Origin of the sequence: Microbacterium sp. W4I4, assembly GCF_030816235.1 — a bacterium.
GTDB lineage: Bacteria > Actinomycetota > Actinomycetes > Actinomycetales > Microbacteriaceae > Microbacterium.
In genome coordinates this window covers 1181903-1203409 of sequence record NZ_JAUSXT010000001.1, presented here as the reverse complement: position 1 = coordinate 1203409, position 21507 = coordinate 1181903, and the positions used below count along the sequence as shown (strand labels likewise).

General features: G+C 68.9%; 23 protein-coding genes. 10 read left to right on the top strand and 13 right to left on the bottom strand.

Features of this window, described 5'->3' with window-relative positions:
• Nucleotides 1-41 precede the first annotated feature (41 nt).
• Both greA and QF046_RS05820 read right to left on the bottom strand, forming a co-directional pair.
• The gene (gene greA, locus QF046_RS05825; RefSeq protein WP_307367175.1) at nt 42-530 is read right to left on the bottom strand and encodes a transcription elongation factor GreA; all 489 of its coding nucleotides are present in this window, start codon (nt 528-530) and stop codon (nt 42-44) included.
• 124 nt (nt 531-654) lie between these two features.
• Complete coding sequence (locus QF046_RS05820; RefSeq protein WP_307367174.1) at nt 655-1041, bottom strand: DUF4307 domain-containing protein; 387 nt, start codon at nt 1039-1041, stop codon at nt 655-657.
• Nucleotides 1042-1115: 74 nt separating this feature from the next.
• Here QF046_RS05820 and QF046_RS05815 point away from each other — a divergent pair, with 74 nt between their 5' ends.
• Nucleotides 1116-1367 (top strand): hypothetical protein, encoded by a 252-nt coding sequence (locus QF046_RS05815; RefSeq protein WP_307367172.1) that lies wholly within the window; start codon nt 1116-1118, stop codon nt 1365-1367.
• A 16-nt stretch (nt 1368-1383) separates the two neighbouring features.
• On the opposite strand, the gene QF046_RS05810 is transcribed toward QF046_RS05815, so the two are convergent.
• Nucleotides 1384-1857, bottom strand: coding sequence for an S-ribosylhomocysteine lyase (locus QF046_RS05810; RefSeq protein WP_307367170.1), 474 nt, complete (start codon nt 1855-1857; stop codon nt 1384-1386).
• Nucleotides 1858-1940: 83 nt separating this feature from the next.
• Nucleotides 1941-2624: a hemolysin III family protein gene (locus tag QF046_RS05805; RefSeq protein WP_307372734.1), complete on the bottom strand. Its 684-nt coding sequence runs from the start codon at nt 2622-2624 to the stop codon at nt 1941-1943.
• 126 nt (nt 2625-2750) lie between these two features.
• Between QF046_RS05805 and QF046_RS05800 the strand changes: the two genes are divergently transcribed.
• The 3 genes from QF046_RS05800 to QF046_RS05790 all read left to right on the top strand — a co-directional run bounded on the left by QF046_RS05800 (nt 2751) and on the right by QF046_RS05790 (nt 6197).
• Complete coding sequence (locus QF046_RS05800) at nt 2751-3533, top strand: isoprenyl transferase (protein ID WP_307367168.1); 783 nt, start codon at nt 2751-2753, stop codon at nt 3531-3533.
• A gap of 16 nt (nt 3534-3549) precedes the next feature.
• On the top strand, nt 3550-4680 hold the full coding sequence (locus tag QF046_RS05795; RefSeq protein WP_307367166.1) for an aminotransferase class V-fold PLP-dependent enzyme: 1131 nt from the start codon (nt 3550-3552) through the stop codon (nt 4678-4680).
• A gap of 158 nt (nt 4681-4838) precedes the next feature.
• Nucleotides 4839-6197 (top strand): PhoH family protein, encoded by a 1359-nt coding sequence (locus QF046_RS05790; RefSeq protein WP_307367164.1) that lies wholly within the window; start codon nt 4839-4841, stop codon nt 6195-6197.
• Between the two features lie 147 nt (nt 6198-6344).
• Here QF046_RS05790 and QF046_RS05785 read toward each other — a convergent pair whose 3' ends face one another.
• The 6 genes from QF046_RS05785 to xseA all read right to left on the bottom strand — a co-directional run bounded on the left by QF046_RS05785 (nt 6345) and on the right by xseA (nt 11683).
• Entirely contained in the window at nt 6345-7181 is an 837-nt protein-coding gene (locus tag QF046_RS05785; RefSeq protein ID WP_307367163.1) for a DUF559 domain-containing protein, read from the bottom strand.
• A 219-nt stretch (nt 7182-7400) separates the two neighbouring features.
• Nucleotides 7401-8822: an aspartate ammonia-lyase gene (locus tag QF046_RS05780; protein WP_307367162.1), complete on the bottom strand. Its 1422-nt coding sequence runs from the start codon at nt 8820-8822 to the stop codon at nt 7401-7403.
• Nucleotides 8819-9490: a carbonic anhydrase gene (locus tag QF046_RS05775; protein WP_307367160.1), complete on the bottom strand. Its 672-nt coding sequence runs from the start codon at nt 9488-9490 to the stop codon at nt 8819-8821. The genes QF046_RS05780 and QF046_RS05775 overlap by 4 nt, the downstream gene beginning before the upstream one ends.
• Nucleotides 9487-10128, bottom strand: a complete 642-nt coding sequence (locus QF046_RS05770) for a DUF4245 family protein (RefSeq protein ID WP_307367159.1) — start codon at nt 10126-10128, stop codon at nt 9487-9489. Before QF046_RS05770 ends, QF046_RS05775 begins: the two co-directional genes overlap by 4 nt.
• Nucleotides 10125-10355, bottom strand: coding sequence for an exodeoxyribonuclease VII small subunit (locus QF046_RS05765; protein WP_307367157.1), 231 nt, complete (start codon nt 10353-10355; stop codon nt 10125-10127). Before QF046_RS05765 ends, QF046_RS05770 begins: the two co-directional genes overlap by 4 nt.
• Nucleotides 10356-10399: 44 nt before the next feature.
• Nucleotides 10400-11683 carry an exodeoxyribonuclease VII large subunit gene (gene xseA, locus QF046_RS05760; RefSeq protein WP_307367155.1) on the bottom strand — a complete coding sequence of 428 codons (1284 nt, stop codon included), beginning with the start codon at nt 11681-11683 and terminating at the stop codon, nt 10400-10402.
• A 184-nt stretch (nt 11684-11867) separates the two neighbouring features.
• On the opposite strand from xseA, the gene QF046_RS05755 reads away from it, so the two are divergent.
• Genes QF046_RS05755 through QF046_RS05745 form a run of 3 tightly spaced genes read left to right on the top strand, consistent with a single transcriptional unit; the run spans nt 11868 to nt 14707 of the window.
• Nucleotides 11868-12869, top strand: coding sequence for a 4-hydroxy-3-methylbut-2-enyl diphosphate reductase (locus QF046_RS05755; protein ID WP_307372732.1), 1002 nt, complete (start codon nt 11868-11870; stop codon nt 12867-12869).
• A 59-nt stretch (nt 12870-12928) separates the two neighbouring features.
• Nucleotides 12929-13441, top strand: a complete 513-nt coding sequence (locus tag QF046_RS05750; protein ID WP_307367153.1) for a DUF6264 family protein — start codon at nt 12929-12931, stop codon at nt 13439-13441.
• Nucleotides 13442-13450: 9 nt separating this feature from the next.
• A complete protein-coding gene (locus QF046_RS05745; protein ID WP_307367151.1) occupies nt 13451-14707 on the top strand; it encodes a hypothetical protein in 1257 nt (418 codons plus the stop codon).
• A gap of 15 nt (nt 14708-14722) precedes the next feature.
• Here the strand turns inward: QF046_RS05745 and QF046_RS05740 are convergent, their stop codons facing one another.
• Nucleotides 14723-15217: a DUF2231 domain-containing protein gene (locus QF046_RS05740; RefSeq protein ID WP_307367149.1), complete on the bottom strand. Its 495-nt coding sequence runs from the start codon at nt 15215-15217 to the stop codon at nt 14723-14725.
• 82 nt (nt 15218-15299) lie between these two features.
• On the opposite strand from QF046_RS05740, the gene QF046_RS05735 reads away from it, so the two are divergent.
• The 3 genes from QF046_RS05735 to QF046_RS05725 all read left to right on the top strand — a co-directional run bounded on the left by QF046_RS05735 (nt 15300) and on the right by QF046_RS05725 (nt 17042).
• Complete coding sequence (locus QF046_RS05735; RefSeq protein WP_307367146.1) at nt 15300-15806, top strand: sigma-70 family RNA polymerase sigma factor; 507 nt, start codon at nt 15300-15302, stop codon at nt 15804-15806.
• Nucleotides 15803-16456 carry a zf-HC2 domain-containing protein gene (locus tag QF046_RS05730; RefSeq protein ID WP_307367144.1) on the top strand — a complete coding sequence of 218 codons (654 nt, stop codon included), beginning with the start codon at nt 15803-15805 and terminating at the stop codon, nt 16454-16456. The genes QF046_RS05735 and QF046_RS05730 overlap by 4 nt, the downstream gene beginning before the upstream one ends.
• A gap of 85 nt (nt 16457-16541) precedes the next feature.
• Nucleotides 16542-17042 carry a hypothetical protein gene (locus QF046_RS05725; protein ID WP_307367142.1) on the top strand — a complete coding sequence of 167 codons (501 nt, stop codon included), beginning with the start codon at nt 16542-16544 and terminating at the stop codon, nt 17040-17042.
• A 54-nt stretch (nt 17043-17096) separates the two neighbouring features.
• Here QF046_RS05725 and QF046_RS05720 read toward each other — a convergent pair whose 3' ends face one another.
• Together QF046_RS05720 and QF046_RS05715 are read right to left on the bottom strand one after the other, a co-directional pair.
• Entirely contained in the window at nt 17097-20282 is a 3186-nt protein-coding gene (locus tag QF046_RS05720; RefSeq protein WP_307367140.1) for a type I restriction endonuclease subunit R, read from the bottom strand.
• Nucleotides 20279-21472 (bottom strand): Fic family protein, encoded by a 1194-nt coding sequence (locus QF046_RS05715; RefSeq protein WP_307367138.1) that lies wholly within the window; start codon nt 21470-21472, stop codon nt 20279-20281. The genes QF046_RS05720 and QF046_RS05715 overlap by 4 nt, the downstream gene beginning before the upstream one ends.
• Nucleotides 21473-21507 lie beyond the last annotated feature (35 nt).

Genomic DNA, 21507 nt, shown 5'->3' with positions numbered 1-21507 from the left:
TGCACGCGGCACGATCCCGGGCGGGTTCTGGTCTCTGTGGCTCAGCCGGTGTAGGTCTCCACACCGGTGACCTCGACCGGGATCGCGCGGCCGTTGGGCGCCTCGTAGCTGGCCTTCTCGCCCACCTTCAGGCCCATGATGGCCTGTCCGAGCGGGCTCGCCTCGCTGTACACGTCGAGGTTGCCGGCGGCGGCGATCTCACGGCTGCCCAGCAGGAAGACCTCCTCGTCGCCGGCGACGATCGCCGTCACCACGGTGCCGGGCTCGACGATGCCGCGGCTGGTGGGAGCCTCGCCGACCTTGGCGGTCTTCAGCAGCTGCTCGAGGGTGCGGATGCGCACCTCCTGCTTGCCCTGCTCGTCCTTGGCGGCATGGTAGCCGCCGTTCTCCTTGAGGTCTCCCTCTTCGCGTGCAGCCTCGATGCGTGCCGCGATCTCGTCACGGCCGACGGTCGAGAGGCGCTCGAGCTCGTCGACGAGGCGGTCGTAGGCCTCCTGCGTGAGGAAAGGTACCTGAGCGTCTGTGGACACAGCGTGCTCCTTCGATGCGGGCCCCTTCAGGGGCTGGGGATGCCGGGATCAGCTTCCACTGCCCCGGGGGATATGCCAAGACGCCCCGGCATGGGCCGGGGCGTCGGTCGTCTTGCGGATGAGTCTAAGCGACCCAGCAGTTCTTCACCAAACCCGTGGTGGCGGTGGCGACGGTCGGAATGCGCACGTCCAGGGCGTTCGTGTGCTGCTCGCTGGCCGGCAGCTCGAGCACCTTCCAGCCCACGATCCCGAACTCCTCATCCAGCGCCTGCACGATGCACACGACGTCCGATCCGCGCGGCGCGGTGTACTGGAAGCGCACGTCGACGCTGTGCGAATCGGTCACGGTGAAGCCCATGTCCGCGGCATCCACCGAGTTCATGCCCCGGGCCACGGTCATCCAGCCGAAGGCGACGACGATCGCCACGGCGATGATGCCGGCGATGATCCAGGGCAGCGGGCGACGGGCGGTGCGACCGTAGCGCTCGTCGAGTTCGCGTGGGGTGGTCACGGGTCTCCCGGGTCAGTGTCGGCGGATAGGCTGGTACTCCCAGGTTATGCGACCGCGGGAGGAAAGGCGGACTCATGATCCTGTTCGGCGACACGACCCCGATGCCGACCCCGACCATGACGGTCGACCCGGACTCGGTGACCCCGGGCTTCGTCGGCTTCGGTCTCATGGTGGTCCTGGTCGCCGTCGTCATCCTGCTCGTCTGGGACATGAACCGCCGCATCCGCCGCGTCCGCTACCGCGAGGAGATCCGCGACGAGCTGGATGCCGAGCAGGCCGCCGCCGAAGCCGCCTCCGACGATTCGGACGACTCCCCGCGCAGCTGACCCGCGTTCAGCCTTCTCAGACGCCGACGCGCTGGAAGGCGTCGAGGCTGATGCCCTGCTCCAGGATCCGCTTGGACCATTCCTTGGCGCTGTGCAGGCTGTGGTCGCGATAGTTGCCGCACTCCACGGCGGAGACGCCTGGGACGTCGCTCCACTCGGCGGGACCCGCGATGAACTCCAGCCCCTTGCGGACGGCGCCGACGACATCGGCGATCGCGGGTTCGCCCCACATGATCAGGTGGAAGCCGGTACGGCATCCGAACGGGGAGATGTCGATGACGCCGTCGATGTGGTCGCGCAGCACGCTGGCCAGGGTGTGCTCGATCGTGTGCAGTCCCGCGGTCGGGATCTCGCCCTCGTTCGGCTGCACGAAGCGCACGTCGAAGTTCGAGATCGCGTCGCCCCTGGGGCCGCGCTCGACGCCGATCAGACGCACGTACGGCGCCGTGACGGCGGTGTGGTCGAGGGTGAAGCTCTCTACATCGGCCATGGGGATCCTCCTGATCGTCTGATCTCAGGATGCCACGCGGCGGCGCCCCGAGATCGCGGGATGTCCGCCGGGCGGGCCGAGCGTCAGCCGGCGAACCCGAGCGAGGGGGAGTACGGGGCCAGCGAGATGAGCAGGCACGCGGTCCAGTGGCAGAGGAACGCCAGCACCGTGCAGACATGGAAGATCTCGTGGAATCCGAAGCGGCCCGGCCACGGGTTCGGCTTCTTCATCGCGTAGATGACGGCTCCGACCGTGTAGAGGATGCCGCCGACGCACACCAGCACCATCATCGCGACGTTCGCACGCAGAAGGTCGGCCATGTACATCACGGCGGCCCATCCCAGCACGAGATACAGCGCGACGTACAGCCAGCGGGGGGCGTTGATCCAGAAGACGCGGAAGAGGATGCCCAGCAGCGCCCCGGACCACACCAGGACGAGCAGCAGCATGCCCTTCTGCGGGTCGAGCGCGAGGACGGCCAGCGGCGTGTACGTGCCGGCGATCAGCAGCAGGATGTTGGCATGGTCGATGCGCTTGAGCACACCCTTGACCTTGGGGCCCCAGTCGAACCGGTGGTACACCGCGGAGTTGCCGAACAGCAGCAGCGACGTGGTCATGAAGACGGCCGCCGCCCATTTCGCGGGGGCGCCCTGCGCGACGACGATGAGCACGATCCCGGCGACGACGGCGACGGGGAACGTGCCCGCGTGGATCCAGCCGCGCCAGGTCGGTTTGATCTCGACGGCATCCGCTGCTGCGGCGTCCATCAGGGGCAGCTCGGGGACATCGGGTGCGGTGCTCACCCGCTCACTCTAGGCTTCGGGGCATTCCATCGGCAGTACATACACCGTGCGCTCAGCGGCGCCTCCGGTCGGTGAGGGTAGCGTAGGCACGTGAGCGCACGAGAGAGCACGGGGCGGGGGCCCCTCTACCGGCTCTATGGGAACCGTCTTCGTCGTCGGATCGATTCCGCGTCGGTTCCGCACCACGTCGCGATGATGATCGACGGCAACCGGCGCTGGGCGCGGCAGCTCGGCTACGAATCCGCCGCCGACGGACACCGCGCGGGTGCCGCCAAGATGCGTGAGTTCCTCGGCTGGTGCGATGAGCTCGGCGTGGGTGTCGTCTCGCTCTACCTGCTCTCCGCCGACAATCTGCAGAAGCGCGATTCGAAGGAGCTCGGCGATCTCATCGAGATCATCGCGGAGCTCGCCGACACGCTCGCCGAGCACGGGACGTGGCGGGTGCAGCACGTCGGCCGGTCCGACATCCTCCCGCCGGAGCTGTCGCGGGTGCTTCAGGACGCCCAGGAGCGCACCCGCGATCACACCGGCCTGCACGTGAATCTGGCGGTCGGCTACGGCGGACGCAACGAGATCGTCGACGCGGTGCGCAGCATCATCGGCCAGCACAACGCCTCAGGGGGAACCCTCGAGGATCTCGCCGCCAGGCTGACGCCCGAGATGATCGGCGAGCACCTGTACACCGGCGGTCAGCCCGACCCCGACCTGGTGATCCGCACGAGCGGCGAGCAGCGGCTCAGCGACTTCCTGCTGTGGCAGAGCGCGCACAGCGAGTTCTACTTCGTCGAGGCGCTCGGCCCCGACCTGCGCGAGGTCGACTTCCTGAGAGCGATCCGCGACTACGTCGACCGCGACCGCCGCTTCGGGCGGTGATGAAGGGAGTTCTCGGATGAGCGCACTGGACGAGTACCTCGCATCGTTCGCGGGGGAGACCGGCTATCTGAACTGGGCGGCGTTCGGGCCGCTGTCTCCCGCCGTGCGCGGCGCGGTGCAGGATGCCGTGGAGGTGCTGAGCGGTTTCAGCATGCGCGAGCACCAGAGCGTCAACGCGCGGGTCGGTCGGGCCACCGCGGGTCTGGCCGAGCTTCTGGGCGCCGAACGCGCCGACGTGGTGCTGCGTCCGAGCTCGACCGATGCCCTCCAGCATGCCCTGTACGGTCTCTCCGGCACGGTGATCGCCGCCGCGGGGGAGTTCCCCAGCATCAGCCTGACCCTGCGGCGTGCGGCGGACGCATCGCACGGTGCTCTCGCACCACGCTGGATCGAACCCGACCACGGATGGGTGACGACGGATGCCGTGGCGCAGGCGCTCGACGACGACGTCACGGCCGTCGCGGTCAGTCACGTCGACTACCGCACCGGGTACCGCGCCGACCTTCCCGCGCTGCGGGAGCTGATCGGCCCCGAGCGGCTGCTGATCGTCGACGCCGTGCAGTCCTTCGGCATCGTCGACGAGGACTGGCGTGCGGCCGACGTCATCGCCGGGCACGGGTACAAGTGGCTGCGCGCCGGGCGGGGCACCGCGTTCGCGAGATTCTCGAGCCTGGCGCGGGAGCGGATCCGTCCGGTGCTCAGCGGCATCACCGGCATCGACTCCGACGGGCCGTTCACCGGTGCCGTGCCGTCTCCTGCCGTCAGTGCGCGGGCCTACACCACGAGCGTCCCCGACCACCTCGCCGGAGTGCGGCTCTCGGCCGCGCTGGATCAGCTGCGGGCCGCAGGCGTCCCCGCCGTCGCGCAGCGGGTGACCGCGAACGTCGACGAGATCCTCGCAGTCGCGGAGCGCCACGGCATCCGCGTCGCCACGCCGACGGACCCCCGGCGGCGAGCCGGGATCGTCTCGCTCGTCCCGGACGATCCGGAGGGTCTCGGACGTGCGCTGGGCGATGGCGGGATCTCGGCGACCGTTCGCGCCGGCGCGGTGCGGGTGGCCGCGCATGCGGGCACGGGTGCGGAGACGCTGCGGATGCTGGACGACGCGCTCACCGCGTTCGGTCACCCGACGTTCACGCGCGCTTAAGCCGACGCGCCCGCGTGTCTTGCGGGGGTGCCGCGGCACTGCCGTCGTACCGTACAGGCATCGGGCACCGCGCCCGGTCGGGTCGACCTTCGGATCGCGACTCGTGGCCCTGGTCGACTCGCTGCATAGCCGGGATCCATCCCGGGTAGGAGTGGATCGTGACCACACGTTCAGCGCAGCAGCAGTCCACCCGCAAGGCAGCCGGAGCCGTGTCGCATGATGACACGGCTCTTCGCACATATGTGCTCGACACATCCGTGCTGCTCAGCGACCCGCAGGCCCTCTTCCGCTTCGCGGAGCACTCGATCGTCCTGCCGGTCGTCGTCATCTCGGAGCTGGAGGCCAAACGCCACGACCCCGAGCTGGGCTACTTCGCGCGCCGTGCTCTGCGGCACCTCGACGAGCTGCGCATCGAGCACGGCCGCCTCGACTTCCCCGTCGAGGTCGGCGAAGGCGGCACGCTGCGCGTCGAGCTCGGCAGCGCCGACCTGTCGATCCTTCCCGCCGGCATCCGACTCAGCGACAACGACAGCCGCATCCTGGCCACCGCCGCGCAGCTCGCGCAGGACGGTCAGGAGGTGACGATCGTCTCGAAGGACCTGCCCATGCGGGTCAAGGCCGCATCTCTCGGGCTCGCGGCCGAGGAGTACCTGGCCGAGCAGGCGGTGGACTCCGGGTGGACCGGCATCGCATCCCTGGACCTGTCCGGCGACGACATGAGCGATCTCTACGAGAGCGAGGTGGGCGTCAGCGAGCAGGTGATCGGCATCCCGGTGAACACGGGGCTCGTGGTGCACTCCGAGCGCGGCTCGGCTCTGGCCCGGGTCACCGGAGACGGCGAGTACCGGCTGGTGCGCGGCGACCGCGAGGTGTTCGGCCTGCACGGCCGGTCTGCCGAGCAGCGCATCGCCATCGACCTGCTGCTCGACCCGGAAGTGGGCATCGTGTCGCTCGGCGGACGCGCCGGCACCGGAAAGTCGGCGCTCGCGCTGTGCGCCGGGCTCGAGGCCGTGCTGGAGCGGCAGCAGCAGAAGAAGATCATCGTGTTCCGGCCCCTGTTCGCCGTCGGCGGGCAGGAGCTCGGCTACCTGCCCGGCGATCAGGGCGAGAAGATGGGGCCGTGGGGTCAGGCGGTGTTCGACACGCTCGGCTCAGTCGTCTCCGGGAACGTGCTGGAGGAGGTCGTGGAGCGCGGGATGCTGGAGGTGCTGCCGCTCACGCACATCCGCGGACGCTCGCTGCACGACGCCTTCGTGATCGTCGACGAGGCGCAGTCGCTGGAACGCAACGTGCTGCTGACGGTGCTGAGCCGGATGGGTCAGAACTCCCGGGTCGTGCTCACCCACGATGTCGGGCAGCGCGACAACCTGCGGGTGGGCCGCCACGACGGCATCGCCAGCGTGATCGAGACGCTGAAGGGCCACGACCTGTTCGGCCACGTGACCCTCACCCGCTCGGAGCGCTCCGCCATCGCCGCGCTCGTCACCGAGCTGCTGGAGGGCGGCGAGCTCAGCTGAGGCGGGTGCCCCGGCATCCGCTCTCCTGTTTACACTTCGGGGGCCGACACGCCAGATGTCGGACCGTTTCGCTGGAAACGTTCGTCATCTGGCGTGTCGGCCCCCGTTCTGTATGCGGACGGATGCCGGCTGCGAAGTGTTTGCCGCCTACGCGCGCTGCGGCAGCCGTGCCAGTGCGGCGAGGATTGATGCCTGCACGGTCGGCCAGTCATGGATGATCTGGGCGTAGTCGAAGTGCAGGGTCTCGTAGCCGAGAGCGGAAGCTGCAGCATCCCGCACCAGGTCCTTGTGCCTCATCATTGTGCCGTCATGGTTCTGCTTGCCGTCGGCCTCGATGATCAGCCACCCATCGACGACGAAGTCCACTCTCCCGACGCCGGCGATCTCAACCTGGCAGCCCAGCCGGATTCCGAGCTGGTGCATTCGCAGTCGGAGCAGTGATTCCAGTCCGCTGTCCGCGTCGTCACGGGCAAGATCCACGAGCCAGCGCGCGTGCGCAGGCAGCGCATCACGAATGCGGCGACGCGAAGCATCCGAGATCAGCCGCAGTTTCAGCGCAGACTCCAGAGAGGCGAAGAACGATTCATCGCCTTCGCAGTGATGCAGGTGGAGGAGGGCTGTGACCACATCCACCACGCCGAAGGTGGTGGCTCCGCGGAAGTAGTGGCTGACGCACGTGCATCCCGGATGCGGGTGCGCGCGACCACGGCGCCCGATCCAGACATGTGGTGGACCCTCCGGTGCCAGCACCCACACGTCGCGACGCCGGAGCGCTGCGGAGCAGGTGAGCGGACCGCCGTGCCGGGCGGCATCGAGTTCCGCAGGATTCGCGGCGTCGGTCGCGAAGACCCCCGGGCGCAGCCGCTGGATATCCCCGGAGCGTGCCGCCTTGCTGAGGGCCACGCGGCTGATGCCGAACTCCTGCAAAGACGTGCCTCGGGCGATGCCGCCGAGCCGTGTGATGAGAATCTGTGGATCGAGCATCCCGCAAGCATCCGACGTCCGCACGGTGCCGCAGAGCCTGTTTCCCGGGAATTGTGGACAATCCACCCCGCCGACCCGATGTGGACAAATACAAACCGGGGGCCGACACGCCAGATGTCGGACCGTTTCGCTGGAAACGTTCGTCATCTGGCGTGTCGGCCCCCGAAGTGTAAAGCGGATGCCGCGCGGGTGCGCCCCGCGGACGCCGGGACCGAAGGGTCAGCCGGGGTGGGTCATGCTCAGCAGGTCGAGCTTCTCGTCCAGCTGGGCCTCGGTGATCTCGCCCCGCTCGACGTAGCCGAGATCGATGACGGCGTCGCGCACGGTGATGCCCTTGGCGACGGCGTGCTTGGCGATCTTCGCCGCGGCCTCGTAGCCGATGAGCTTGTTCAGCGGGGTGACGGTCGACGGGCTCATGCCCGCCAGCGCCGCGGAGCGCTCGACGTTGGCGACCAGGCCGTCGACGGTCTTGTCGGCCAGCACGCGCGACGCGTTCGCCAGAAGACGCACGGACTCGAGCAGGGCGGTGCCCATCACCGGGATCGCGACGTTCAGCTCGAAGGCACCGGATGCTCCGCCCCAGGCGATCGTGGCGTCATTGCCGATCACGCGCGCGCAGACCATCAGCACGGCCTCCGGGATGACCGGGTTGACCTTGCCGGGCATGATCGACGACCCAGGCTGCAGGTCGGGCAGGTGGATCTCGGCGAGTCCCGTGTTCGGTCCCGATCCCATCCAGCGCAGGTCGTTGTTGATCTTCGTCAGCGAGACGGCGATGGTGCGCAGGGCGCCGGATGCCTCGACCAGGCCGTCACGGTTGGCCTGAGCCTCGAAGTGGTCCTTGGCCTCGGTGATCGGCAGCTCGGTCTCGGCGGCGAGCAGCGCGATGACCTTCTGAGGGAAGCCGAGGGGGGTGTTGATGCCGGTGCCGACCGCAGTGCCGCCGAGCGGGACCTCGGCGACGCGGGGGAGGGCTGCCTGCACGCGCTCGATGCCGAGGCGCATCTGGCGCGCGTAACCGCCGAACTCCTGGCCGAGGGTGACGGGCGTGGCATCCATCAGGTGGGTGCGGCCCGACTTGACGACGGTCTTCCACTCCTCGGCCTTGGCCTCGAAGGCGACGGCGAGGTGGTCGAGCGAGGGGATGAGGCTGTCGATCAGCGCCTGGGTGACGGCGACGTGCACCGAGGTGGGGAACACGTCGTTCGACGACTGCGACGCGTTGACGTGGTCGTTCGGGTGCACGGCGGAGCCGAGGATCGCGGATGCCAGGGTCGCCAGCACCTCGTTCATGTTCATGTTCGACGAGGTGCCGGAGCCGGTCTGGTACACATCGATCGGGAACTCGGCGTCGTGCTTGCCGGTGACGACCTCATCGGCGGCCTGTGCGATCGCGTCGGCGATGGCGCCGTCGAGGGTGCCGAGCTCCTTGTTCGCGAGCGCCGCGGCCTTCTTGATGCGGGCGAGCGCGGCGATCTGCGCGGATTCGAGGCCGCTTCCCGAGATCGGGAAGTTCTCCACGGCGCGCTGCGTCTGCGCGCCGTACAGCGCGTTCACGGGCACACGCACTTCACCCATGGTGTCGTGCTCGATGCGGAACTCCTGCTCGTTGCGGCCGCTGTGCTGGTGTGTGTCGGTCACTTCTGCTCCTTTGCGAGAGAGGGGATGTCGGTGTCGGCGAGGCCGACCTGGGCGATCGGGACGGCGCTGCCGTCGGTCAGGCGGTACTTGGCGCCGACGATGGCGAGCCGGCCCTCGGCGACGGCGTCGCTGATCATCTCGGACGACTGCAGCAACCCGGCGATCGTGCCGCGCAGGTGCTCGATGCCGACCTGCTCGGGGTCGATGTCGGCGACGGAGGTGCCGCCGGATTCCTGCAGCACGCGGCGTGCGGAGGGCACGATCGGCGCGATGAGCTTCCAGATGTTCGGGGGCAGCGGAGCCGCGTCGATGGCGGTTCCCTGCACGGCGGCGGCGACGGCGCCGCAGGAGTCGTGAGCCAGGACGATCAGCAGCGGCACGTCCAGCAGGCCGACGGCGTACTCGATGCTCGCCACGGCGGACTCGGTGACCATGTGCCCGGCGTTGCGAATGGTGAACAGGTCGCCCAGGCCCACGTCGAACAGCGTCTCCGCGGCGACACGCGAGTCGGAGCAGCCCAGGAAGGTGGCGATCGGATGCTGACCGTTGGCCAGTTCGGCGCGACGCGCGGTGTCCTGGTGAGGGTGCGCCGGGGTCCCCGCGATGAAGCGGCGGTTGCCCTCGATCATCTCCTGCCATGCCTCGGCGGGAGTGAGTGTCGCGGTCATTCGGCCTCCTTCAGGTCGCTCAGCTGTGCGGTCAGGGATTCAGCGAGTTCCTTCGTGGAGTCCGCGGAGCGCGACCCGTAGAGCAGCACATAATCGGGCCCGGCCTGGGTGCCGAGCGCGTAGGTGACGTTGGCGGTGCCCCGGTCGGCGAGGTCATAGACGTCCCAGCTGAGGCCGTCGATGGTCTCGGTGCCGGTGGGCGCCATGCCACCGGTCTCCTTCGGAGCCCAGGTGACGTCGGCGTCGAAGGCCTGGGCGAGGTTGATGAATCCGCGCTCGCGCTCACCGGAGGGCGCGAGCGTCACGTTCCAGACCGTCACCGCGCCGCCGTCGAGCTCCGCGGCGTTGACGCGCCAGTCGTCGCCCACTTCGGGGACGACCACCGGGCGGTCCATGGTCGACTCGACGTCGGAGGCGATCTTCGCCATGTCGATCGCGGGGCGCGGGGTCGGTTCGCCGCGTGGGACGGCGAAGACGATGATCGCGACGACGGCCACGGTGGCGATCAGCGCGGCGATGAGGTTGCGGAAGCTCTGGCTCGATCGGTAGATCCGGCTCGACTCGGCCTTGCGGTCGGCGGTCTCCTGCGGGGTCTCGGGGCGGCCGAGCTCGGCGACGATGCGGTTCTGCCTGCTCATGCCTGGTCCTCTGCGGATGCCGCGTCCCGGGCCGCGTCGAGGCGGCGCTTCGCGCCCAGCAGCCATTCCTCGCAGCGGGCGGCGAGGGCTTCGCCGCGCTCCCACAGTGCGAGGGAGTGCTCCAGCGTGGGGGAACCCTGTTCGAGTTCGGCGACCACGCGCACGAGTTCGTCGCGGGCGGCCTCGAACGACAGCGATTCGACGGGGGAATCGTTGGACGCAGTCACACCCCCATCCTACCGGCGTGTCGCAGGCGCCCCGTTCGGCGGTGTCAGCCGCCGGTGCGTTCTTCGATCTCGCCCTCCGAGCGGGCGCGCACGGATCCTCGGTCGACGGTGACGGTCAGCGCCGTGCCGGCGGGGGCGTCGGCGGCATCGGACAGCAGGCGTCCGTCGTCGAGGTGCACGATCGCGTACCCGCGCGCGAGCGTCGCGGCGGGGGAGAGCGCGCGCAGTGAGGCCCGCAGCTCGGCGGTGGCGCGCTGGGCGGTGTCGAGGCGGCGGGTGAGGGTGTCGCGGCCGCGGGATGCCAGCAGCCAGACCTCCTGCGCGCGGTCGTCGATGATGGGGTCGGGCGAGCGCAGCACCGGGCGTGAGCGCAGCTGCTCGAGCTGCAGGATGTCGTGCGAGATGCGCTGTGTGAGGCGGCCCGTGGCGCGGGCGCGCAGCTGGGCGATCAGCGCGCGCTGCTCGCCGACATCCGGGACGACGCGCTTGGCGGCATCCGTCGGGGTGGAGGCGCGCAGGTCCGCGACGTCGTCGAGCAGCGGGTGGTCGTTCTCGTGCCCGATCGCGCTGACGACGGGGGTGGATGCCGCGGCCACGGCGCGCACGAGGCGCTCGTCGCTGAAGCCGACCAGGGTCTGCGGGTCACCGCCTCCGCGGGCGATGATGATCACATCGACCTCTGGCTCGGCATCCAGTCGCTGCAGGGCGACCAGGATCTCGGGCACGGAGCGTTCGCCCTGCACGGTGACGTGCTCGGTGCGGAAGCGCACCTGCGGCCAACGCAGCTCGGCGTTGCGCAGCACGTCCTTCTCGGCATCCGACTTCTCACCCGTGATCAGCCCGATCACGTGCGGCAGGAACGGGAGCTGCTTCTTGCGGTTCGCGTCGAACAGGCCCTCCTGACGCAGCTGGGCGCGCAGCTTCTCGAGCTTCTCGAGCTGGTCGCCGAGGCCCACGTGCTTCATCGACGAGACGATGAAGCTGAAGTCGCCGCCCTTGACGAAGTAGTCGGCCTTGACCGCGGCGACGACGTGGTCGCCGATCGCGAGGTCGTCCGGGATGCGCGAGCGAACGCTGGACCACACGCGGATGGAGATCTGCGCGTCGCTGCGCACATCCTTCAATCGTGCGAACACGTTGCCGCCGCGCATGTTCCACGAGGTGATCTCGCCTTCCACCCACACGGTGTTCCACCGGGCGATGAAGTCGCGGATCGTGCCGTTCAGGCGGGCGACCGAGGTCGGGGCATCCGGCGTCGAGTCGCGCGGCGCCACCGAGTCGGCGGGCGGCGGTTCGCCGGGGATCGCTGCGGCTTCGAACACGGTCATCCCTCCATTGTCCTGGATGCCGCCGACGCGGCGCGTGCGACGCCCGGAGTCGGCGGATGCGACGGCACCGGCTCCCAGGCCCTTCGTCAGGCAGTCTCGGTAGACTCGAGGCGTGGCCGCCCTGAATATCTCGCTTCCTGTCCCGCAGGTTCCCAGCCGGCGTCGCGCTGTCGAGCGGACCCCCCTGGAGAACCGTCCCGTCGACGGTGCGAAGCGGGTGCTGCTGGCCGCACCGCGAGGGTATTGCGCGGGCGTCGACCGCGCCGTCGTCGCCGTCGAGAAGGCTCTCGATCGCTACGGCTCCCCGGTGTACGTGCGCAAGCAGATCGTGCACAACATCCACGTCGTCACCGAGCTCGAGCAGAAGGGTGCGATCTTCGTCGACCAGGTCGAAGAGGTTCCCGAGGGCGCGCACATCGTCTTCAGCGCGCACGGCGTCTCGCCGGCGGTCGTGCAGGAAGCATCCGACCGACAGCTGCACGCGATCGACGCGACCTGCCCGCTGGTCACCAAGGTTCACCGCGAGGCCGTGCGCTTCGCACGCGACGACTTCGAGATCCTGCTGATCGGTCACGAGGGCCACGAAGAGGTCGAGGGCACCGCCGGGCACGCGCCCGAGCGCGTCACCATCGTCAACTCGCCCGATGAGGCCGACACCGTGCAGGTGAAGGACCCGTCGAAGGTCGTCTGGCTGTCGCAGACCACGCTCTCGGTCGACGAGACGATGGAGACCGTCAATCGGCTCCGCGAGCGGTTCCCCGAGCTGCACAACCCGCCGTCGGATGACATCTGCTACGCCACCCAGAACCGCCAGGTCGCGATCAAGAAGGTCGCGAAGGATGCGGATCTGGTGATCGTGGTCGGATCGGCGAACTCGTCGAACAGCGTGCGCCTGGTCGAGGTGGCGCTGGAGTACGGCGCCAAGGCCGCGTACCGCGTTGACTACGCCGAAGAGGTGCAGCAGTCCTGGCTGGACGGCGTGAACACCGTGGGCGTCACCAGCGGGGCGTCCGTGCCCGAGGTGCTCGTCCAGGAGGTGCTCGAGGCGCTCGGCGAGGCCGGCTACGGCGACGTCGAAGAGGTGCGCACCGCCGAGGAGGACCTGATGTTCTCGCTCCCCAAGGAGCTGCGTCAGGATGCCGCCGGCAAGCGCGACGAGCGCGCACTGGGCGGTCACGCGCGCTGACGAGCGGGCCCTTGCGCCTTCACGGCGGCGCCCAAGGCTCGGCGGGTAGCGTGGACGCCATGAGCCTCGATCGACCCCAGTACGGCGAATACGCGACTCCCGAGGAGCAGCGCGCTCAAGCGGGTCTGCCGCCGCTGGGATCGGATGCCGTGGCATCCGCGCCCGTGCCGCCGCAGCCCGACGTCGCCCCGCCGGCCGGACGCCGCGCGGGCCGCATGATCACCGTCATGCTGCTCGGCATCGGGCTCGTCAATGTGCTCACGTCGATCCCGGGCTTCCTGGATCTGTCGGCGACGTTCGACCAGACCTTGAAGATGCTCGGGCTGGAGGGTTCGTTCTCGAACTTCGCCGCAGCGAAGACCTGGGGTGCGGTGGCCCTGGTGGTGATGATGGCCGGCTACGCGGCGACCGCGTGGCTCTCGGTACACAGGATCCGCCGCAACCGCTCGTCGTGGTGGGTGCCGCTGGTCGGCTTCCTGGCGACGATGCTGCTCGTGTCGATCTGTCTCTCCGTGCCGATGTTCGGCGATCCCGCGTTCATGCAGGGAATGCTCGCACCGCCCGCCGGGTAGCCTCGAAGCGTGTCAGCAGAGCAGATCGCATTCCAGGTCACCTACACGTCGGTCGAGTCCGGCGACGGTTCGGACCCGACGTCCGCGGTCGAGCGGATCCTGGCGGGGGAGCGCGTGCTCGCGGCCGTCCGGGAGTTCGACGGCGACGCCGTGATCGCGCTCATCCCGGTGACCGAGGGCGGCGACGTCGTGGCGCTGGATGCCGAGGGGCGGCTGCGATTCGATCTGAGCGAGTCCGCACTCGTCGCGCTGTTCGCGGACGAGGGGCTGACCCTGCACCTCGGGTACGCGGATGACGGGTTGGACGATGTCGACGCGGCGCTGGAGGAGGAGTTCGGCGAGGCGTTCGAGCAGCTCGATGAGCCGACCGATGAGCCCGATGACCTGAACGGGTTCGGGATGCCGTCGGATGCCGACGATCTCGAGCTGTTCGAGGCCGAGCCGGTGCGCGTCGCGGAGTTCTCCCGCCGCGCGGTGTGGGCGGCACGGCTGACGGCGCAACTGCTGGACACCGACGTCGACTACCTCGAGGACGGCACCTGGTCGGTGTACCGCTACCGCACCGACCGCGTGCACGGCGCGATCTCGGGTGGGCGTGCGGACGGTCCGATCATCGAGGTCAACATTCCCCAGCACGGCGATGCCTGGGTGGAGGTCACCTCGCCCCACGGTCGCTCGGCGATGTTCTGGCCGAATGCCGAGCAGCACACCCGGCCGGTGCTCGACATCGACACGATCGGGATGCCGGAGAGCGCGGAGCTGTATCGGCGGATGCTGACGGAAGCGGACGGCACCCGCGAGGAGCTGGCATCTCTGGCGATGGGTGACGCTGTCGACGTCGATGCCGCAATGGGCGCCTGCCTCTCCGAGACGCTCGGTGGGGTCGTCGGTGCGGATGCTCGGCTGCGCGCCTTCGTCGGCGCGTTCGGCGTGCCCGCGTCGCTGATCCGCGCTGGACTGGACGAACAGGATGCGGGCCGTCGCGTCGTCGCCCGCGGCTGGGGTCCCACGGTCGGAGGCATCGTGCTCGGCGGTCTCGTCGAGATGACGCCGCTGACCCGCCGCGATCGCCCCGTCGCGCGCCTCGCGCGTCTGCTGCGCAAGCGCCCCGTGCTGGGCATGTCGCTCAGCACGGCCGAGCTGGCAGCCGGTGTGGCCCTCAGCCGCAGCAGGTCGGGGCTGGGCCGCGGCATCGGCATCCTGCTCGTGATCGACGCCGTCGCCGACATCGCGATCTGGATAGTGCGGATCCTGCGCCGCCGCTGAACGCGGCATCCGTCGTCAGCCGATGCCGCCCCAGACGGCTCGTGCGCCGGCGTCCCCGACGAGCACCACGAGCACGAGGGTGACGACGGCGACCACCACGGCCACCGCGGCGATCACGATCTTCGCCCAGCGCGGGCGAGGCGACTCCGTCGGCCGGCCGACCCACCACACCAGCACGGATGCCGGCAGCAGCGCGATCGCCCAGGGCAGCAGCATCAGCCCCAGGGCCTCATGACGGGCGATGTCCGGTACGCGCCCGACCGTGTCGGCCAAGGATTCTCCCGCGATGACCGTGAGCGGGGCGAGCACCGCGACGACGAGGGCCGCGATCGGCAGGGCGAGCCCCAGCCGTCGGCGCGCTGACGGCCAGAGCGCCGCGACGGCGAGGGCGATCGCGGTGAGCGGCGTCAGCACCACGGTGGCGTGGACGAGCAGGGGATGCAGGGGCAGACCGGCGATCTCGAGGAGACCGGAGAACTCGAGCGGACCGGCGGCGGGGATCAGGTTCATACTGAGAGAACGATCCGACCCGCTTCTGAGTTCATCTGAACCTGAGAAGCCCGCACATCGTGTCTCCAGTGGGGAGGCTGACGTGACCGACGACGATGATGAGCGACTCGCTGCGCTCTACGACGTGCACGCCGCGCCCATCCGCCGCTACGTGGTGAGCCTGACCGGCAACCACGGGACGGCCGACGATGTCGTCCAGGAGACGCTGCTGCGGGCCTGGCGCACGCCGCGGATTCTGGAGCAGGACGCCTCCACGACCCGCGCCTGGTTCTTCACGGTGGCCAGGCACATCGTGATCGACGAGGCGCGCAGCGCGCGTCGTCGCCACGAGCTGCCCGTGGCCGAGCCGCCCGATCGGGTGGTCGACGGCGAGACCGACCGGCTGTTCGACGCGATGCTGATCTCGGATGCCCTGGCCGCGGTCAGCCCGGATCACCGGGCCGTCGTCGTCGCGGCGTACTACGGCGGTCGGAGCGTGGACGAGATCGCCGAGGAGCTCGGCATCCCCAGTGGCACCGTGAAGTCGCGGATGCACTATGGACTGCGAGCCCTGCGGCTCGCCCTGCAGGAGAGAGGGGTGACGCGATGAACGATGAGCATGAGCGGTTGATGACATGGGACGGCGCGTACGTGCTCGGTGCGCTGTCGCCCGCTGAACGGGCAGAGTTCGAGGCGCACCTCGCCGACTGCGCCGCCTGTCGTGAGGCGGTGGCCGAGCTCAGCCCGGCCGTGAGCCTGCTGTCGCGTCTGCACGGGGATGATGCGGCGGCGATAACCGCGGAGCCGGATCCGGCGGCCGCGAAGCTGCTCGACATCGCCCGGGCCCGCCGACGCAGCCGTCGCCGGCGCGTCTGGACGGCCGTCGGCATCGCGGCGGCGCTCGCGATCGCGGTGCCGGTCGGCGTCGTCGCGCTCACGCCGCGGCCGGCGGTGTCGGTCGCGCTGGATCAGGTCGTCGCCGTGCCGGTGGATGCCACGGTGGATCTCACCTCGGTGGCGTGGGGCACGCGGCTCGACATGACATGCGCGTACGGGGCGGATGCTCCGGATGAGGGCTGGACGTACGTGCTGGCGGTGATCGGGGCGGACGGCACCGAGGCGGACCTGTCGACGTGGCGCGTCGAGCCCGGCCGGACTGCACGGCTGTCGGCCGGCACGGCCCTCGCGCTGCACGACATCCGCGCGGTCGAGATCCGCACCGCGGGCGGTGACGTGCTGCTGCGTACCGAGCTCAATTGAGTCTGCTTCGCGGTGAACCCGGCGTCCCTGCATCTCGTTTCACAGTCAGCGCTTCACGACGGAGCGCAGACGAAGGGACACGATCATGCGCAGAACACTCGCGGCGGGGGCGCTCATCCTCGGCCTGATCCTCACCGGCTGCGGTTCCGGCGGCTCGACCACTCCGGCATCCGATGGCGCCGGTGACGGCTACGGTGCGCCGTCCTCGGAGGCGTCGCAGCCTGCGGCATCCGACGGCGGCCTGAAGGTCGCCGACACCTCGCTCGGGTCGGTGGTCGTCGACGGCAACGGGATGACCGCGTACATGTACGACAAGGACACCCAGGGTGCCGCGACCAGCGCCTGCACGGGCCCCTGCCTGGCCAAGTGGCCGCCGATCCTGTCCGAATCGGCCGAGCCGAAGGCCGACGGCGTGACCGGTGAGCTCGCCACCATCGACACGCCGGACGGCAAGCACCAGGTCACCCTCGACGGCTGGCCGCTGTACACCTTCGCCGGTGATGCCGCCGCGGGCGACGTGACCGGCCAGGGCGTCGGAGGCATCTGGTGGGTGCTGTCTCCCGCCGGGGAGAAGATCGGCGGCTGAGAACGACGGATGCTGACCGCCGCGATGGGTCCCTGAGCCTGTCGAAGGGCCCGCTCAGCCCCGATCGGACGCGTAGCGCGGTGCCATCGCCTCCATCTGCTCCATCACGAGGCCGATGGCGCCGGGTTGCCGGTCGGGCGGGTACTTGTACTTGACCAGCAGTCGTTTGATCGATGAGCGCAGCTTGGCGCGCACGTCGTCTCGCACGGTCCAGTCGGTGCGGACGTCGCGCCGCATGATCGACACCAGCTCGCGGGCGATCTGAGCGAGCACGTCGTCGCCCTGCACCTCGACCGCGGATTCGTTGGTCGCGACCGCGTCGTAGAAGGCGAGTTCGTCGTTCGAGAGCGGCGGGGAGAAGGTCTCTCCGCGTGATGCCTCAGCGGCGACGTCCTTGGCCAGCTCCACCAGCTCGGCGATCACTTCGGCCGAGGTGAGCTGCTGGTTCGTGTAACGGAACATGATCTCGGCGATCCGCTCACTGAACGCGCGCTGGCGCACGAGGTTGCCGTGCGAGACGGTCAGGCTCTCGTCGATGAGCGCCGCCCGCAGCGCTTCGATGGCGAGCTGCGGATTGTGGGCGTTCTGCACCTGATCGACGAAGTCGGTGCTGAGGTTGTCGAGCGACAGCCGTGGCATCCCGGCGGCTTGGTAGATGTCGATGACCTCTCCGGTCGAGGTCGACTCCGCGATGAGAAGGCCGAGGAGCCGTTGGATCTCATCGGGGATCGGCTCGTCCCGTGCCTGACGATCCTGGGCGTCGAAGCGGGCCATCCACACGCGCACCTCGCCGTAGAAGGCGATCTCGTCGCGCAGCTCGCCGAGGGTGCTGCCACCGGATGCCAGCGCCCAGACCCGCGCGAGTTGACTGCTGAGGCGACGGAATCGCGCGGCGGGCAGTTCGGCCTCGTCGCCGGCCTTCGCCTGATTGCGGCTTGCCTCGCGGATGAAGTTCGTGGCCATCGTCGCGGCGTTCAGCAGGGCCTTCGGCCCGCCGGCGGCCAGCTTGCCTCGCCAATCGCATCCGCTCAGCAGGGGGCGGATCTGCTCGAGGTAGGCGAGCGCCAGCTCCTCCGCCTCTTCCACGCTGCGCCCGACGGGCTTCTTCTCCTGGTCGGTGACGGTGTATTCCTGCAGAGCCCGCGCGAGGTTGTCGGCGAGGGGCGCATAGGCGACGAGCAGGCCGTCCTTCTTGCCTCGGAACGTGCGGTTGACCCTGGCGAGGGTCTGCATGAGCAGCGCTCCCTTGAGAGGCCTGTCGAGGTACAGGGTGTGCAGCGGAGGGGCATCGAAGCCGGTGAGCATCATGTCCTTGACGATCACGAGCTCCAGCTCGTCCTCGGCATCCTTCAACCGCTCCTTGATGACGGTGTTCTCAGAATCGCGCCGCACGTGATCGCTGACCGGCGGCTGGTCGCTCGCGGTTCCGGAGTAGACGACCTTGATGCGGCCGGCGTCCAGCGCGTCGGAATGCCAGTCGGGGCGCCGTTCGATGATGGCGGCGTAGAGCTTCGCGCAGATCTCCCGGGTGCCGCCGACGATGAGCGCCTTGCCCGGGCCCTCGATGAACGGCTTCATGGCCTCGCGGCGCTTCTCCCAGTGGGCGAGCAGGTCGTCGGCGAGTGCATCGATGCGCTCGGGGGTGCCGTATACGGCGTTGACGACCGCGACGGACGCCTCCAGTCGTGCGCGCTCGGCTTCGTCGAGTCCGAGCGTGTACTCGTCGGCTGCTTCGTCGATGTCTTCGGGGGAGGCGTCGTCGGCGAACTGCACTTTGATGAGGCGCGGTTCGAAGTACACCGGCACGGTGGCTCCGTCGTCGACGGCACGGCTCAGGTCGTAGACGTCGATGTACGGGCCGAACACCTCCTGCGTGTTGCGTTCGGCGAAGGAGATCGGCGTGCCCGTGAAGGCGATGAGCGTCGCGTGGGGGAGTGCGCGGCGCAGGTGGTGCGCGTATCCGTCGAGGTCGTCGTAGTGGCTGCGGTGCGCCTCGTCGACGACAACGATGATGTTGCGGCGTTCGCTGAGAAGCGGATGCTGGAGGCCGGCATCCTTCTCGGCCTTGCTGATTCCGAACTTCTGCAGGGTGGTGAAGTAGATGCCGCCGGTGTTGCGGGCCTGCAGTTCATCGCGCAGCTGGCTGCGGCTGCCGATCTGCACGGGCTTCTCGGCCAGCAGCAGCGACTGGTCGAAGGTCTGGAAGAGCTGCCCGTCGAGCTCGTTGCGGTCGGTGATGACGACGATGGTGGGGTTCTTCAGGCGCGGATGACGTGAGGTGAGGTTGGCGTAGAGCTCCATCTCCATCGACTTGCCCGAGCCCTGGGTGTGCCAGACGACGCCCGCTTTGCCGTTGGTCTCGACGGCCTGCACGGTCTTGCCGATGGCCTTGTTCACGGCGAAGTACTGGTGGGGCTTCGCGATGCGCTTGATGAGCCCGTCCGACCCCTCGTCGAACGCGGTGAAGTTGCGCACCAGCTGCAGGAAGCGCTCCTGGTTGTAAAGGCCGTTCAGTGCGTCGTCGAGGGGGTGAACGGATTCGCCGTTCTCCATCCGCGGTTGCTGCAGCGGCCGGCCGTCGTCGTCGACGTTCCAGGGCGAGAAGTGGTTGAGAGGGGTGAACGGCGTGCCGTACTTCGCCTCGAGCCCGTTGCTGGCGAGCGTGAACACGCAGAAGCGGAACACCATCGGCAATTCGCGCAGATAGGTCTGCAGCTGGGCGTGCGCGGCGGAGGTGCCGACGCTGGCCTTCTTCAGCTCCAGGATGCTGAGCGGCATGCCGTTGACGTAGAGGACGATGTCGAACCGGCGATGCACTTCACCATGGCCGGGGGTGTTCTGGCGGATGGTGACCTGTGTCACGGTCAGCCAATCGTTCTGCGCCGGGTCTGTGCTGAGCAGTCGCAGCGAGGGATTCTGTTCCTCACCGTCGACATCGATATAGCTGAGCGGGTAGCCACCGGTCAGGTAGCGGTGGATGCGCTGGTTCTCGGTGATGGCGTCCTGTGAGGTCGGCGAGGCGATCTCGACGAGCGCCTGCTGCAGATACTGGGCGGGAACGCCGGGGTTGAGCCGTCGCAGCGCCTCGAGCAGTCGCGGCCGGATGAGCAGTTCGTCCCAGCTCTCGCGCTCGCCGGAGCCGGGTGCGATCTGGTCGCCACGCAGCGGCTTCCACCCGAGCGGCTCGGAGAGGGTGTTCTGGGCGTTCTGCTCCCAGACCGATTCGGAGATGGCGGTCATTGTGTGTGCCCTTCCGGATTGCTGGTCTCGAAGGCCGGCTCGTCGGTGACGGCGGCCCAGATCTCGGTGGCGATCCACCGCTCGCGTCCGCCGCGCCCCCAGCGTCCGGCTGAGCGGAGCCAGCCGCGCGATTCCGCCTTTCGTAGGGCGGCGGATGCCGTGGGCCGGCTCACGTCGGCAAGGCGCATCACAGCTGATGCGGTGACGACGGGGTTGCGGAAGATGAGGTCGATGACTGAGCTGAGAGCCGTGCGATCGTTGATCGTCTCTCGGCGATATCGTTCGCGAAGGTGAACCAGGGCACGGATCCTGTCCGCGCTCTGGTTCGATTGCTGCTCGATCCCCTCGCAGAAGAACTGGATCCATTCTTCGATCTCGCCGCGCTCGCGGACTGCTTGGAGGCGGGCATAGTACTGCTCGCGGTGTTTCTCGAAATAGCCGGAGATCGGAACGATCGGGGCGGGGATCACGCCGTCGGCCATCAGTTCGAAGCCGATCAGAAGTCGGCCGATGCGCCCGTTCCCGTCGAGGAACGGGTGAATGGTCTCGAACTGGTAGTGCATGAGCGCCGCGCGCAGCACGGGAGGCATTGACGAGGGTTCGTTCACGAACCGCTCCCAATCGGCGAGCACCTCGCCGAGGCGGTCGTGATGCGGAGGGATGAATCGAGCGGTCTCCGGACGCGCGTTGGGCGAGCCGATCCACACCGGCGACTTTCTCAGCTCACCGGGGAACTTCTCCTCGCCTCGCACGCCAGTGAGCAGCGTGGCATGGAGTGCGCAGAAGAATCGCTGCGTGAGGGGCCAGGTCTTGATCAGCTCGCGCCCCTGGGCGATCGCGTCGAGGTAGTTCGCCACCTCTCGAAGGTTCTCGTCCACGATCGGATCTTCGGAGGTCTCCGCACTGAGGACATCGCTGAGTGATGCCTGTGTCCCCTCGATGCGGGAGCTGGCCAGGGCCTCTTGGGCCATTGAAGGGCCGAGCAGCAACTCAGGATCGTCGATGAGGGTCGCAAGGCCCGCCAGTCGCCCGAGCGCCAGGTCTGCCCGGGATACGGCAGCCAGCGACTCCGGGGTCAGCGTGAGCGCGCGCGGAAGAGGCGCAGGCAGGAAGAACGGATGCGGCCAAGGTCCGCCCGGCTTCGCGACCAGGGAGCCGAAGCGGTCACTGACATATAGGTCGGCTCGCATGATCGTTCCTTTCGAAGTCCGAAGCAAGAAGTAAA

What these genes read in the sequence shown, in the direction of transcription:
- QF046_RS05715 (WP_307367138.1), bottom strand. Translation starts at nt 21,472, where the DNA reads ATGCGAGCCGACCTATATGTCAGTGACCGCTTCGGCTCCCTGGTCGCG.
- QF046_RS05740 (WP_307367149.1), bottom strand. Translation starts at nt 15,217, where the DNA reads ATGAACCTGATCCCCGCCGCCGGTCCGCTCGAGTTCTCCGGTCTCCTC.
- QF046_RS05810 (WP_307367170.1), bottom strand. Translation starts at nt 1,857, where the DNA reads ATGGCCGATGTAGAGAGCTTCACCCTCGACCACACCGCCGTCACGGCG.
- QF046_RS05720 (WP_307367140.1), bottom strand. Translation starts at nt 20,282, where the DNA reads ATGACCGCCATCTCCGAATCGGTCTGGGAGCAGAACGCCCAGAACACC.
- QF046_RS05795 (WP_307367166.1), top strand. Translation starts at nt 3,550, where the DNA reads ATGAGCGCACTGGACGAGTACCTCGCATCGTTCGCGGGGGAGACCGGC.
- QF046_RS05775 (WP_307367160.1), bottom strand. Translation starts at nt 9,490, where the DNA reads ATGACCGCGACACTCACTCCCGCCGAGGCATGGCAGGAGATGATCGAG.
- QF046_RS05750 (WP_307367153.1), top strand. Translation starts at nt 12,929, where the DNA reads ATGAGCCTCGATCGACCCCAGTACGGCGAATACGCGACTCCCGAGGAG.
- xseA (WP_307367155.1), bottom strand. Translation starts at nt 11,683, where the DNA reads ATGACCGTGTTCGAAGCCGCAGCGATCCCCGGCGAACCGCCGCCCGCC.
- QF046_RS05725 (WP_307367142.1), top strand. Translation starts at nt 16,542, where the DNA reads ATGCGCAGAACACTCGCGGCGGGGGCGCTCATCCTCGGCCTGATCCTC.
- QF046_RS05770 (WP_307367159.1), bottom strand. Translation starts at nt 10,128, where the DNA reads ATGAGCAGGCAGAACCGCATCGTCGCCGAGCTCGGCCGCCCCGAGACC.
- QF046_RS05730 (WP_307367144.1), top strand. Translation starts at nt 15,803, where the DNA reads ATGAACGATGAGCATGAGCGGTTGATGACATGGGACGGCGCGTACGTG.
- QF046_RS05785 (WP_307367163.1), bottom strand. Translation starts at nt 7,181, where the DNA reads ATGCTCGATCCACAGATTCTCATCACACGGCTCGGCGGCATCGCCCGA.
- QF046_RS05805 (WP_307372734.1), bottom strand. Translation starts at nt 2,624, where the DNA reads ATGGACGCCGCAGCAGCGGATGCCGTCGAGATCAAACCGACCTGGCGC.
- QF046_RS05815 (WP_307367172.1), top strand. Translation starts at nt 1,116, where the DNA reads ATGATCCTGTTCGGCGACACGACCCCGATGCCGACCCCGACCATGACG.